The sequence below is a fragment of the Pseudomonas weihenstephanensis genome (assembly GCF_016812185.1).
Classification (GTDB): domain Bacteria; phylum Pseudomonadota; class Gammaproteobacteria; order Pseudomonadales; family Pseudomonadaceae; genus Aquipseudomonas; species Aquipseudomonas weihenstephanensis.
On sequence record NZ_JAAEBV010000003.1, the window covers coordinates 23763 to 37355 of the forward strand.

Annotated in this window: 13 protein-coding genes; 6 read left to right on the plus strand and 7 right to left on the minus strand. The window is 55.1% G+C overall.

The genetic code is table 11. The features are described 5' to 3' along the window. Positions 1-141 precede the first annotated feature (141 nt). The 5 genes from fdnG (at position 142) to GYN01_RS10835 (ending at position 6786) form a co-directional block, all read left to right on the plus strand. Entirely contained in the window at positions 142-3195 is a 3054-nt protein-coding gene (gene fdnG / locus GYN01_RS10815; protein WP_082149429.1) for a formate dehydrogenase-N subunit alpha, read from the plus strand. Between the two features lie 18 nt (positions 3196-3213). Beyond that, the gene (gene fdxH, locus GYN01_RS10820; RefSeq protein WP_275296438.1) at positions 3214-4131 is read left to right on the plus strand and encodes a formate dehydrogenase subunit beta; all 918 of its coding nucleotides are present in this window, start codon (positions 3214-3216) and stop codon (positions 4129-4131) included. Continuing rightward, complete coding sequence (locus GYN01_RS10825) at positions 4128-4763, plus strand: formate dehydrogenase subunit gamma (protein WP_048364791.1); 636 nt, start codon at positions 4128-4130, stop codon at positions 4761-4763. Before fdxH ends, GYN01_RS10825 begins: the two co-directional genes overlap by 4 nt. Then, positions 4760-5668: a formate dehydrogenase accessory protein FdhE gene (gene fdhE / locus GYN01_RS10830; RefSeq protein WP_203307036.1), complete on the plus strand. Its 909-nt coding sequence runs from the start codon at positions 4760-4762 to the stop codon at positions 5666-5668. Before GYN01_RS10825 ends, fdhE begins: the two co-directional genes overlap by 4 nt. A gap of 347 nt (positions 5669-6015) precedes the next feature. Continuing rightward, positions 6016-6786, plus strand: coding sequence for a hypothetical protein (locus GYN01_RS10835; protein WP_203307037.1), 771 nt, complete (start codon positions 6016-6018; stop codon positions 6784-6786). An 83-nt stretch (positions 6787-6869) separates the two neighbouring features. Here the strand turns inward: GYN01_RS10835 and GYN01_RS10840 are convergent, their stop codons facing one another. Further along, a complete protein-coding gene (locus tag GYN01_RS10840; protein ID WP_048364793.1) occupies positions 6870-7805 on the minus strand; it encodes a LysR family transcriptional regulator in 936 nt (311 codons plus the stop codon). A gap of 474 nt (positions 7806-8279) precedes the next feature. On the opposite strand from GYN01_RS10840, the gene GYN01_RS10845 reads away from it, so the two are divergent. Further along, positions 8280-9554 (plus strand): Wzz/FepE/Etk N-terminal domain-containing protein, encoded by a 1275-nt coding sequence (locus tag GYN01_RS10845; RefSeq protein WP_238936226.1) that lies wholly within the window; start codon positions 8280-8282, stop codon positions 9552-9554. Between the two features lie 5 nt (positions 9555-9559). Here GYN01_RS10845 and modC read toward each other — a convergent pair whose 3' ends face one another. The 6 genes from modC to GYN01_RS10875 form a co-directional block, all read right to left on the minus strand. Continuing rightward, positions 9560-10648 (minus strand): molybdenum ABC transporter ATP-binding protein, encoded by a 1089-nt coding sequence (modC, locus tag GYN01_RS10850; protein ID WP_203307038.1) that lies wholly within the window; start codon positions 10646-10648, stop codon positions 9560-9562. A gap of 2 nt (positions 10649-10650) precedes the next feature. After that, positions 10651-11331 (minus strand): molybdate ABC transporter permease subunit, encoded by a 681-nt coding sequence (gene modB, locus GYN01_RS10855; RefSeq protein ID WP_203307039.1) that lies wholly within the window; start codon positions 11329-11331, stop codon positions 10651-10653. Next, complete coding sequence (gene modA / locus GYN01_RS10860; protein WP_203307040.1) at positions 11332-12099, minus strand: molybdate ABC transporter substrate-binding protein; 768 nt, start codon at positions 12097-12099, stop codon at positions 11332-11334. It lies immediately after the preceding gene. Between the two features lie 143 nt (positions 12100-12242). Beyond that, on the minus strand, positions 12243-12899 hold the full coding sequence (gene alkB, locus GYN01_RS10865) for a DNA oxidative demethylase AlkB (protein ID WP_048364798.1): 657 nt from the start codon (positions 12897-12899) through the stop codon (positions 12243-12245). A 6-nt stretch (positions 12900-12905) separates the two neighbouring features. Beyond that, entirely contained in the window at positions 12906-13070 is a 165-nt protein-coding gene (locus GYN01_RS10870) for a hypothetical protein (RefSeq protein WP_088500064.1), read from the minus strand. Between the two features lie 35 nt (positions 13071-13105). After that, a complete protein-coding gene (locus GYN01_RS10875) occupies positions 13106-13408 on the minus strand; it encodes a DUF1883 domain-containing protein (RefSeq protein WP_048364799.1) in 303 nt (100 codons plus the stop codon). Positions 13409-13593: the final 185 nt, after the last annotated feature.

Below are 13593 nucleotides of genomic sequence, written 5' to 3' on the forward strand. Positions count from 1 at the left end.
ATATTACTTGGGGTTGATTTTTCCTCGCGTGCGAGCGGAAGTTGGCTATGGTCATTAGATAAAAAAGCCTGAGCGTATCCTGTCACCGTGAGACAGGAGCGACTCTGTATCCGGCATAGCGCACGGATGTTGAGGAGATTTATGGACGTCGGCAGAAGACAGTTCGTCAAACTTTGTACGGCCGGTGTTGCCACGGCCACGGTAGCATCACTCGGTTTTGCCCCCGGACTTGCCCAGGCAGATCCCTCCCGCCAATACAAATTGCTGCGCGCCAAAGAAACCCGCAACAACTGCACCTATTGTTCGGTGGGTTGCGGGATTTTGATGTACAGCCTGGGCGACGGTGCCAAAAACGCTAAAGCGCGAATTTTTCATATTGAAGGCGACCCGGATCACCCGGTCAGCCGTGGCTCGTTGTGCCCAAAAGGCGCGGGCCTGATTGACTTCATCTACAGCGAGCAGCGGCTCAAATACCCTGAATACCGCGCCCCCGGCTCCAACGAGTGGCAACGCATCAGTTGGGACGAGGCGATCACACGCATCACCCGGTTAATGAAAGATGACCGCGATGCCAACTTCATTGAGAAGAATGCTGACGGCGTGACGGTTAACCGCTGGCTGACCACGGGCATGCTGTGCTCGTCGGCAGCCAGTAATGAAACCGGTTTTCTGGATCAGCGTTTTACCCGTGCTTTGGGCATGCTGGGCATCGACTGCCAGGCACGGCTGTGTCACGCCCCGACGGTATCGGCACTTGCGCCAACGTTGGGCCGGGGCGCCATGACCAACAATTGGGTCGACATCAAGAACGCCAACGTGGTGTTGATCATGGGCGGTAACCCGGCTGAAGCGCACCCGGTAGGTTTCAAGTGGGTGGTCGAAGCCAAGATCCGCAATGGCGCCAAGGTCATCGTCGTCGACCCGCGCTTCAACCGCAGTGCGGCCGTGGCTGACATTTACTCGCCGATTCGCGCCGGTTCCGACATCGCTTTCCTGATGGGCATGATCCATTACCTGATCACCCACGACCGTATCCATCATGAATACGTGCGCGCCTACACCAACGCGCCGCTGATCGTGCGCGACAGCTACACCTTCGAGGAGGGCCTGTTCAGCGGCTTTGACCCTGCCAAGAAGCAATACGAACGCAGCGAATGGATGTACGAACTCGACGCCGACGGTTTTGCCAAACGCGATGAAACCTATAGCCACCCCCGCTGTGTCTGGAACCTGCTCAAACAGCACGTCAGCCGTTACACACCCGAGGTGGTGACCGACATCTGCGGCACGCCAAAAGAAGACTTTCTGGAAATTTGCCGCATCATCGGCGAAACCAGCGCGCCAAATCGCACCACTACGTTCCTGTATGCGCTGGGCTGGACCCATCACTCCAGCGGCGTGCAAATGATTCGCGGCGCCGGGATGATCCAGCTGCTGCTCGGCAACATCGGCATGGCGGGTGGCGGGGTCAACGCTTTGCGCGGGCACTCCAATATTCAGGGCTACACCGACATCGGGCTGCTGTCGCTGCGCTTGCCGGGTTACATGAACTTGCCCAGCGATCAACAAACCAACCTGGCCACTTACCTCAAGCAAACCACGCCCAAGGCGCTGCTACCGGAGCAGGTCAACTACTACCAAAACACGCCGAAATTTTTCACCAGCATGATGAAAACGTTCTGGGGTGATAACGCGACGGCGGCCAACGACTGGGGCTTTGACTGGCTGCCCAAGTGGGACAAAAGCTACGACGTGCTGCGTTATCTGGAAATGATGCATGACGGCGAGGTCAATGGTTACATCGCCCAGGGTTTCAACCCGATAGCGGCCTTTCCGGACAAAAACAAGGCCAGCGCGGCATTGGCCAAACTCAAGTATCTGGTGATCATCGACCCGCTGGTGACCGAAACCTCCAGCTTCTGGAAAAACTACGGCGACCAGAACGACGTTGATACGGCCAGCATTAAGACGGAAGTCTTCCGCTTGCCGTCTTCGTGCTTTGCCGAAGAAAACGGCTCCATCGTCAACTCGGGTCGCTGGCTGCAATGGCACTGGGCTGGTGCGGCGCCGCCGAACGAGGCATGGCACGACGGCAAGATTCTAGGTCACCTGTTCGTCAAGTTGCGCCAAATGTACGAACAGGAAGGCGGTGCCAACCCCGCGCCACTGCTGAACATGGCCTGGAACTACCGCGACCCGCTGGACCCTACCCCTGAAGAGGTGGCGCAAGAGGCCAACGGTTTTGCCCTGGAGGACTTGAAAGACGCGCAAGGCAACATCACGGTGCGCAAAGGCGAATTGCTCAGCGACTTCTCGCAACTGCGTGATGACGGCAGCACCGCCAGTTTTAACTGGATCTTTGCCGGCTCCTGGACCCCGCAGGGCAACCAGATGGCACGCCGCGATAACGCAGACCCGTCAGGCTTGGGCAGTACCCTGGGATGGGCCTGGGCCTGGCCACAAAATCGGCGCATTTTGTACAACCGCGCCTCGGCTGATCTACAAGGCAAGGCGTGGGACCCGCAGCGAGTGGTTATCGAGTGGAACGGCCAGCGCTGGACCGGCATTGATGTGCCCGACTTCCCAGCGACGATGCCGCCAGGCAGCAAGGCCAACCCCTTTATCATGCTGCCCGAAGGCGTCGGGCGCTTGTACGCCATCGATGCGTTGGTCGACGGCCCGTTCCCCGAGCACTACGAACCAACAGAATCGCCTACGGGGCGTAATCCCTTGCACCCGAGCATGGTTTACAACCCGACCGTGCGTATTTTTCCTTACGACCAGGCCCGCCTGGGCACTGCGGCAGAATTCCCTTACGTCGCCACCACCTATTCGATCACTGAGCTGTTTCGTCACTGGACCAAACACTCACGGATCAACGCAGTGTTGCAGCCCGAGCAATTCATCGAGATCGGTGAAAACCTGGCGAAGAAAAAAGGCATCGTCCAGGGCGATTGGGTCAAGGTCAGCACCAAACGCGGCTACATCAAGGCCAAAGCGGTGGTGACCAAACGCATACGTACACTGCAAGTGGGCGGACAAGAGGTCGATACCATCGGCATTCCTTGCCACTGGGGCTATGAAGGTGAAACCCGTAAAGGGTATTTGGCCAACACCCTGACCCCGGCCATCGGCGACGCCAACGCGCAGACGCCTGAGTACAAGGCTTTCCTTGTCAACGTGGAAAAGGCGTAAGGGAGAAAGCTCATGTCCATGCAATCCCAAGACATTATCAAGCGCTCTGCGACCAATAGCCTGACGCCTGCACCTCAAGTGCGTGACAGCGAAGTGCAAGTGGCCAAACTCATCGACGTGACCATTTGCATCGGCTGCAAAGCCTGTCAGGTGGCGTGTGGGGAATGGAACGACCTGCGTGACGAGGTGGGGCATAACGTCGGCGTGTACGACAACCCGGCAGACTTGTCGGCTGAAACCTGGACCCTGATGCGGTTTGACGAGGTTGAGGATGAAAGCGGCAAGCTCGAATGGCTGATCCGCAAGGACGGCTGCATGCACTGCGCCGACCCCGGCTGTCTCAAAGCCTGCCCGGCGCCAGGGGCGATTGTGCAATACGCCAACGGTATCGTCGATTTCCGCTCCGACCACTGCATTGGTTGCGGCTATTGCATTGCCGGCTGCCCCTTTGACGTGCCGCGCATCAGTAAAAAAGACAACAAAGCTTACAAATGCACGCTGTGCATTGATCGGGTGAGCGTGGGGCAAGAGCCTGCGTGCGTTAAAACCTGCCCCACCGGTGCCATCAACTTTGGCAGCAAGGCCGACATGAAGCACCTGGGCAATGAGCGGGTGGCAGAACTCAACACCCGGGGTTTTGCGAATGCGGGGGTATACGACCCGCAAGGAGTCGGCGGCACCCACGTGATGTATGTGTTGCAACACGCTGACAAACCGCAGCTGTACCACAACCTGCCAGCCGATCCGCGTATCAGTCATGTGGTTGAAGGGTGGAAGGGCTGGCTTAAACCGGTAGCGGCTGTGGCGTTTTTTGCGATCCTGGCCGGAACACTGTTCCATTACATCGGGGTTGGTCCACTCACCACCGATGACGCCGACGATGAAGTTGAACGCGAAGAGGGCGCGGCACACCAGGATCAGGAGAAGCACTCATGAAGCATAAAGACATGATCTTGCGCACCCCGTTCGCGGAGCGGATTTGCCATTGGGTGATGGTGATCTGCTTCATGTTGGTGGCGTTAACCGGGTTGTCGTGGTTCTTCCCCTCCATGAGTTGGCTGAGCAACGTGCTGGGAACGCCGCAACTGGCGCGCATTCTGCATCCGTTTTTGGGCGTCGTAGTGTTTTTGGCCTTGATGTTTTTATTTGTGCGCCTGGTCAAATACAACTTGCCTGAACCCGAAGATCGTCTGTGGTTTGCCAACGTTAAAGACGTGCTGATGGGGCGTCACAACAAAGCGTTGCAGGTGGGTAAATACAACGCCGGGCAAAAGCTGTTGTTCTGGGGAATCATGGGGCTGATTAGCCTGCTGCTAATCAGTGGTGTGCTGATCTGGCGCCCGTATTTCGCACCGTTTTTCCCCATTCCCGTGATTCGCGTCGGGGCGTTGATGCACTCGCTGACGGGCATCTGCCTGATCCTGTTGATTATCGGTCACGCTTACATGGGGTTCTGGGTCAAAGGCTCGATTGGCGGCATGGTCACCGGTTACGTATCGCGAAAATGGGCCAAAACCCACCACGACCGCTGGTTCAAACAGATCAATACCAAGAAGGACAATCAATGAGCAGCATTAAGCTCACGCCGATAGAGACACCTACCGGCGGCATTGGCCGGATAACGCCGTTGTTGTTACCCACCCTCAAGCAGCACTACACGCGGCGTGCCGAACGGTTGCAGGCGTTGGCCATCGATCATCCGATGGGCGATTACCTGAACTTCGTGGCCAGTCTGGTAAAGGCTCAGCAGCGGGTGTTGGAACAGCAGCCATTACCGCGCAATCTGGCCGAGCGCGCTGCGGCGCGAATAGGCCAGCCACTGGCGCCACTGGATTACGTGAGCATGCAGCGCGACAGCTACTGGCAACAGGCGTTGGGGGCGTTACTCGATCAATTACCCTTGGCGACAGTGGCCGTCCAAGAGGTGGTTGCAGCATTGCGCGATACGCCACCTGAGCAACTTGAACAGCAGGCCAGCGCTCTGCTCAGCGGCCACCACGGCGAAGTGGGCAGCGCTCGCGCGTTGTTTATCTGGGCGGCACTGTCGTTGTATTGGACGCAACTGGCGGCACAATTGCCCGCCAGTGGCCACGCGGACTATGGCGAGCACCGCCAGTTTTGCCCGGTGTGTAACAGCGAGCCATCCGCCAGTGTGGTGTTGGGTGGCGCACAAAGCGGCCTGCGGTATTTGCATTGCCGTTTATGTGAAAGCCGCTGGCACATGGTACGGGCCAAGTGCAGCAACTGTGAGCAAACGGGGAAACTGGACTATTGGTCACTGGACACCCAGGAGGCGAGTATCAAAGCCGAAAGTTGCCTGGATTGTCACAGCTACCTGAAGGTGTTGTATCTGGACCGGGACACACAGCTGGAAACCTTCGCCGATGATCTGGCGTCACTGATACTCGACGCCAATATCGAAGAACAAGGGTTCGCGCGCAGTGGGCTGAACCCATATTTGTTTCCGGGATAAACCATTCGAACGCATGCCGGTGGAGCGTTTTGGCTGCATCCATCGGTGTGAAGCCCTGAATTTTTTACGCGATCGGCGTTCAATGCTGTACACCGTGATAACTAAATCTTACTTAATAAAAGTTAGGTTTCTGATGAACCAGGCAGCAACTTTATCGAGCGCTTAGTGTCAGAGCAGCCAACGTTATAATGCGCTGGCTGTGAGGGGTCAGGGCGACCTCTGGAACTTATTAGGGCATGACTGCCACACACGCAATACCTGTGACTTACTTTAGAACGCCTTCACTCGTGACTGGGAAGGTGATGTCAGCAGGACGGTCATGCACATAAATAGTTTGGAGATTCGCTATGTCTAACACGCTCTCTCTCGGCCCCGTCTTTACTGCGACACTGCCTGCGGCGCGTAAACCAGGGCTTGATGACACGCCTCAACATCACCCACGTGCATCGGAACAGAGCGCGGGAAGTTTGAATTTCGGCTCGATAAAAGTGGGGCCAAGGAATGGGGTAAAATTCCACGAAGTTTATAATGCTACGGTCATTCTTTCTGGTACTAATCAATTTTCGGGTAAAACTGACAGAGAAATCGCCCAAGCGCTGAGGAACAATTTTGATGCGTTCGAGGACCCCAATAATCCGGGGACTATTTCTCAGAAAATGCTACGCAATATGGCCAATAATCAGTTAACCGGCAACTATGCCGACGATCAAAATATCATGCTGGCGCGTGAAATCCTTAACCGGCCTGACTTGAATAAACTGCTGGATCAAGATAGCGAAACCGGTAAGCAAGACGGCTTGATTCATAGGGAGAATGCGGAAATTGCTGCGAACGGCGGCAATCCACTCTCCGCCAAGTCGGACAAGAAAGTTGCCCAGGAAATGCTTAAGAACTTTGACAAGCTCAAGGATGATTACTGGACGAGTTCAATTAAGATCGACACCCTCAAAGAGATATCTAATCGCACGCTGACCGGTAATGCTGACAAAGACCGACTCACTCACATTGCAAGAGAAGTGCTGAGCCGCCCCGAACTTCTTAAGAAGCTGGACAATATATACAGTAAAGATGGTGACGGCTGGATACGTTGGGAAGCACTTAATTACATGAAGGATTAAGTAATCACCGAGTCGCTTTCTTTACCAGGAAGAATGCCCCGATACTGTCGCGGCATTCTTTTCCATGTGCAGGATGTTGTTATTTAAGCCCAATGGGTCGGGTCATCCACGACGGCCTGGAGCCCCTCTAATGTCTTGGGAATTTCCTGCTTAAGAAATTCGACCCACGTCTTGACCTTGGCATCCAAAAACCTTCGCGAAGGGTAGAGCGCATAGATGCGCTTCTCATGCAGCCGATAGTGGGGCAGCAAACGTACCAGAGCGCCACGCCTGTAAGAGCCAACGGCGACGTAGTCCGGCAGCAGGCAGACCCCCAGCCCTGCTTCCGCCGCCTGCGCCATGGCTTCGGCCACATTGACCTGAAACACGTCCCCGGGACGAACAGACTGTTCACCCTGAGCGTCGTGAAAGGTCCAGCTATCCGTAAATAGCGGGTCAACCAGATGCAAACACCGGTGCTGTTCGAGGTCATTGGGGGTTAGCGGGGTACCGTTTTTTTCAAGGTAGGAGGGGGCGGCACTGATCACGCTAGAGATCGTCCCCAATTGTTGGCCTACCAGCTCCGAGTCGGGCAGGTGAGATGACAGTGTGATGACCACGTCATGGCCTTCCTCCAGCAAGTCGGGCTGACGTTGTGAGAGAGTCAAGTCCACACTGACCTGCGGATACAACTCAGCGTAGCGAGCAACCAAAGGCGCCAACAGTTGAATGCCGATCCCTGTGGTTGATTGCACCCGCAAATGGCCCCGCGGCGTCAAATGCGCACCGCCTGCCTCGGCGTTGGCGTCTTCAACCTCTTTCAAAATCAGACGGCATCGCTCCAGATACCGGGTCCCGACTTCCGTCAATGCCAAGCGCCGTGTGCTGCGTTGCAACAGCCGGGCCTGCAATGAACCTTCAAGCTCTGATAACAGCCGCGAGGTTTGGGCCGTGGAGTAACCCAACGCTTGAGCCGCTGCCGTAAAGCTGCCGGTTTCGACCACGCGCACAAAGACACGCATCGCCTGGAAAATATCCATCCTGATTTTTACCCCACACGTAAGCGTGTTTTTTGTCGGGGGATGATTACACAGACTGATCAAATATGCCGCTTTGACATCATCGCGCCGGGGCTGATCCGTGCGCGCAAGCTCGTGGCAAAACCGGTGGCCATTCTATCGGGGGCGCATCACTCAAATGGCATATGTGAACCGCTGTGTTGAGAAAAAAACCTTAAAACCTGTTCTACGGCGTGAATAATGCCTTAGGGACTTTCTGAAATTTATGTAAGTCAATTGTCAATGAAATGAGAAACAGCCGCTGAAAACCATAATTATGCTAGATATCACTTTGGCATCACTTGCTTTTATTGAGGTATGTGCTTGATTCTTAAGCGTAGGGATCTTTTTCAGGAATGGTCTGTCAGATAGGCATTGAAAACGACCTAACCTAGATCTGCTTAAACAGTCAAGCGGTGAACTTGCCAAGAAGTTCTACTCACAAGGTGCCTTTTTTTGAAAACTATTCAGCATCCGCTAGCAGAAACTTCGCCTGATGAAATCGACCTGTTTGCTTTGATTCAATCGTTATGGCAACAAAAAAAGCTGATTGCAGGCACCACCGCTGCGGTGGGTGCGCTCGCGTTGGGCTATGCGCTGCTGGCGCCGAGTGTGTACCAGGCCAGTACCGTGTTGCGGCCTGCGGCCATTAATGAACTCGATGCCCTGAACCGCTCCGAGGTGTACAAGCTTCCACCGACCGATGCGTTGCTCAAAGTCGGTTCAGCGCTGGACTCTTATGAGACGCGGCTCAACTATTTTGAATCGCATCAGGAACTGTTCAAACCGCTGGAAAAGAAAGGCATCTCGCTGGAGCAGAGTTTCGAAATTTTCAACCGCGATGCGATTAATCTCACCCAACCGGATCCAAAAAAGCCGGACTCGCTAAGCCCCTTCATCAAACTGGAACTGACTTACCCCGACAACGTTGACGGGGTAAAAATCCTTAACGGTTTTGTTGAATACGCGATCAACAATCAACGTGCGCAAATTGGGGCTGACCTTAAAGTCATCATTAATAATCGCCTCAGAGAGCTGGAAGAAAAGATTGATGCGGCGCGCTCAGGTTATAAATCTGACAAAGAGGGCAAGATCGCGACGTTGGTTGAATCAGACACGTTGCAGCGCGCCAAGCTCAATGACGAATTAGAGGCCCTGCGGTTGCAGTTAAAAATCGAGCGGGAATCGCGGATTGCCCAGTTGTCCGAAGCGATCTCGATAGCCCGCTCATTGGGTATCACGCGCCCGACGACACCTTCAGCCATGTCGGATGCAGCCCAAGGTTCGAGTCGAGTCATGCGCACTGAAATCACATCGCAGAACATCCCTCTCTACTTTATGGGGACTCAGGCGCTGGAGGCTGAGCGCACGGCGTTGCTCAAACGCACCTCGGATGATTTCAGCGACAAAGGCATTTCTAATATTGGTAAAAAACTGCACATGCTGGAGGTTAACCGCCAGGTCGAAATGCTCGGCAAGCGTGCCAACGAGGATCTGTTTCTGAAAAACATCGAGCCGTTGCGGGCAGAGGTCGTCCGCCTTGGCAACCTGAACACGGATATGGGCAAGCTGGGACTCGTCAGCATTGATCGCAAGGCCCAAACGCCGATCAGCCCTATCAAACCCAAAAAGGCGCTGATTATCGCATTGGGTCTGGTGTTGGGCTGCTTGCTGGGTATCGCAATTGCGAGCACACGTTACTTGATCAGTCGACGCCGACCATTGCTCTGAAGCGATCAGGCCAGTACGGCCACGGATTTGATTTGCGCCCACATCTGCTGGCCCGTGGTGAGATTCAATTGATCGCGCGAGTAGCGGGTGATACGTGCCAAGAGCGCTGTGCCACAAGCATCGAGGTGGACCAGCACATGGGCCGGATTGTCGGCGGGCGCCTCGCTGATGACCGTCACTTGCAGGCAGTTGAGGATGCTGCTGTGTGCGCCCGGCTCAAGATTCAAGCTGATGTCGCGTGCCTGGACCTTGATTCGCAGGATTTGGCCCACAGGCAAAGAGACATGCGCTACCCGCAACCCTTGGTTGCTATTGGGCAGGCGCAGACTCAGTAATTGATAGTGGGCATCGTATGCGTTGACCACGCCCTCAATGACTACCCCGGCGTCATCGCCTTGTGCCAAAGGTAAGTCGAGCCTGGCGAGGGTGTGCGCAATCGGGCCGCTGGCCAATGCTTTTCCTTCACTTAGCAGCACGATGTGGTCGGCCAGGCGCGCGACTTCATCCTGCGAGTGGCTGACGTACAGCACTGGAATATCCAGTTGCGCATGCAGGCGTTCAAGGTAGGGCAGGATTTCGCGTTTACGTTGGTTATCCAGTGCCGCCAGCGGCTCGTCCATCAGCAGCAACTTGGGGCTGGTCAGCAATGCGCGGGCTATGCCCACGCGCTGGCGCTCACCACCGGACAGATGACTGGGCGAACGGTCGAGCAAATGGGTGATACCTAACAGTTCGGCGGCGTCAGCCAACTCGACGCGACGCTCATTGCGTGCGATACGCCGCAGCCCAAAGGTAAGGTTTGAACGCACCGACAGGTGTGGGAACAGACTGGCTTCCTGAAAGACATACCCCAAAGCACGTTTGTGCACGGGCACAAACAGACTGCGTCGAGTGTCTTGCCACACTTCACCGTTGATCGCTACATAGGCCTGACTGGCACGCTCAAGCCCGGCAATGCAGCGTAAACAGGTGGTTTTGCCCGAACCGGAATGTCCATAAAGCGCAGTGACGCCTTTGCCGGGCAATTGCAAATCCAAGTCCAGGGCAAAGCCGCTGTAACCGAGCTGGAGACGAACGTGGATATCCGACTGCATGTTCATCCCCATGGGCTTTGACTTCTGCGGCTTGAATACAACGCCAGTAGCACCACAAAGGAAAATACCAGCATCGCCCCGGCCAACCAATGTGCTTGAGCATATTCCAGCGCCTCTACGTGATCGTAGATCTGCACGGATACAACGCGGGTTTTCTCTGGAATATTACCCCCGATCATCAAGACCACACCGAATTCGCCCACGGTATGGGCAAAGCCTAGAATCGCGGCAGTCACAAAACCGGGCCGGGCCAGGGGCAATATCACGCTGAAAAAAGTATCCCAGGGGCTCGCGCGCAACGTTGCGGCCACCTCAAGCGGTCGCCGGCCAATGGCTGTGAATGCGTTTTGCAGAGGCTGTACGACAAAAGGCATTGAATAGATCACAGAGCCAATGACCAGTCCGGCAAAGCTGAAGGTCAATGTGCCGAGGCCGATAGACAGCGTGAACTGACCTACAAGGCCATGCGGCCCCATCGCCAGTAACAGGTAGAAGCCGATGACCGTGGGTGGCAATACCAGGGGCAAGGCAACAATCGCACCAATAGGCCCGCGTAATCGCGAGCGGGTATGCGCCAGCCATAACGCGATCGGCGTGCCGATCACCAACAAGATCACCGTGGTTAACGACGCCAGCTTGAAGGTCAGCCAAATAGCGGCGAAGTCAGCAGCCGAGAGCGGCATTTAAAGCTGGTAACCGTAAGCTTTGATGATGGCCGCCACTTTAGGCCCTTTCAGGTAGTCCGCAAGGGCTTTGGCAGCCGGATTGTTCGCGCCTTTTTTAAGGATCACGGCATCTTGTTTGATGGCGTCATGCATCGAGTCTGGAACGATCCAGGCAGAGCCGGCGGTGATTTTGCCATCTTTGTAAATTTGCGACAGGGCGACAAAGCCGAGTTCAGCATTACCGGTAGAAACAAATTGGTAGGCCTGAGTAATGTTTTGCCCTTCGACAATTTTGTCTTTGACCTTGTCTGTCAGCCCCAGTTTGGCCAGTACCTGTGTGGCGGCCAGCCCGTAAGGCGCGGCTTTGGGATTGGCGATAGACAAGTGGGTAAATTTATTCGCGAGTAACGCCTGATCAGTGCCATTGATGTAGCCGTCTTTGGCTGACCACAACGCCAGTGTGCCAATGGCGTAGGTGAAGCGCGAACCAGAGACGATGTCGCCTTCTTCTTCGAGTTTTTGCGGCGTGGTGTCATCAGCAGCCAGAAATACTTCAAAAGGCGCACCATTTTTTATCTGCGTGTAAAACTGCCCGGTCGCGCCGTAGGCTGCGATTAATCGGTGCCCCGTGTCTTTTTCAAAGTCACGGGCGATGGCCTGGATCGGGGCCGTGAAATTGGCGGCTACGGCGACTTGAACTTCATCCGCTTGTGCTGACAATGCACAGAGGCACCCGATCAGTGTGGCGAGGACCGCAGGGGCAAAGCGAAACGCTTGGGCAGTCATGTCAAAACTCCTTTTAATGGCGAAGGCAGCCCAAGGTTTTCAGGGTGTAGTGGGCGATAGGAAGATAATCGGTGTGTATAAAAATATATAGCGATTTGTCAGCCTGCGCTCTGCGCTGAAGGAACCCGTCTGGGTGTGGCGATTCAGCCTGCCTTGCGCAGAGTGATATTGATCCGTTGTTCCCCCAGCAATGAATGGTGCCCCGGCTTTATCGGCAGCACGCCATGAAAGCGCAAGCGATCAACGCCGCCCCATACCACGATGTCGCCATGGAACAGTGAGATGCGTTGCGTGGGATCGTTGCGCTCAAAACCGCCAAACAGGAAGATAGCCGGCAGCCCCAGCGAAATCGAAACAATGGGCGCAGTGTAGGCGCGCTCGTTCTTGTCTTGATGCAAGGACATTTTTGCACCCGGGGCGTAGGTATTGATCAAGCACGCATCGGGCGCAAAGTGATCAAAACCTGCTGCGTGTGCAGCGGCCTCGGCCAACTTCAGGAAAGGATCGGGCATTGCAGGCCAGCGTGCCCCGGTCAAAGGGTCCAGGGCGCTGTACCGATAGCCTGCAAGGTCGGTGGTCCAGCCCAGATCACCGCAATTGCTCAAACGCGCTGACATGATGGAGCCGCCAGGCGTTTGCATCTGTCGAAAAGGGGCCTGCGTCAAAACCTGCTCAAGCGCCGTGAGCAGTGTATCTACCCATGGCAAAGCAAAACCGCGCAATACAAACGCCTGCTCACTGATTTTTTCAATCCGTGCGGGTTGTTGCAGGTCCTGCTCGGCAAACAGGTCAAAAGACATGGCGGGTTAGAGTGCCTTGCTCACTTTGATCTCGGTGATGACTTCATCGCTCTTGTGAATTTTCTCAAGCGCTGCGCGGGCTTCTTCTTCGGAGCCAGTCTGCAGCTGAGCAAACTCAAATCGGCGCTCGCCATCGAGTTTGTACTTAATCACGTACTTAGTGGTTTCCACGGGATGTCCTGTCTAAAAGGGTGCTGATGTCAGGCTTAGCGGAGTTTGGAGCTAGAGCGACGAACAATTTTGATCGAGTGCTTCAAGGTCGGTTTGCGCGTCACGCTCACAGCACGGGTGCTGACGGTATCGATCGTGATGTTCCAGAAACCGGTGCTCGGCGCAGTGATGCGGGCCGGAAATTTATCAAATGCACCGCCATGATAAGAGTGGCGGCCACCGTTTTTAAAGCTGCGAAAATGTGCATCGCTCATCAAGCGGATATTGCACGGGTGTGAGCACTCGATGACGACAATGTCATCTTCATTGAGGTGCTCACGCTGGTGAATAAATTTCATTGAGGCTCCAAAGGGGGCATTTGTTAAAAAAAATAGGACGATAGCATGTGCTTTAGTCCAAGTTGGAGGCGAAAGCAGCTTATTATGCCGCCGCGCAGAAAAGTCTGACGCCTGGCAAGTCGAAATTGCTACTTTTTAAGTATTAATTCCCTATCATCAGGGAGAAATTTTAAAGATCGCTGGTC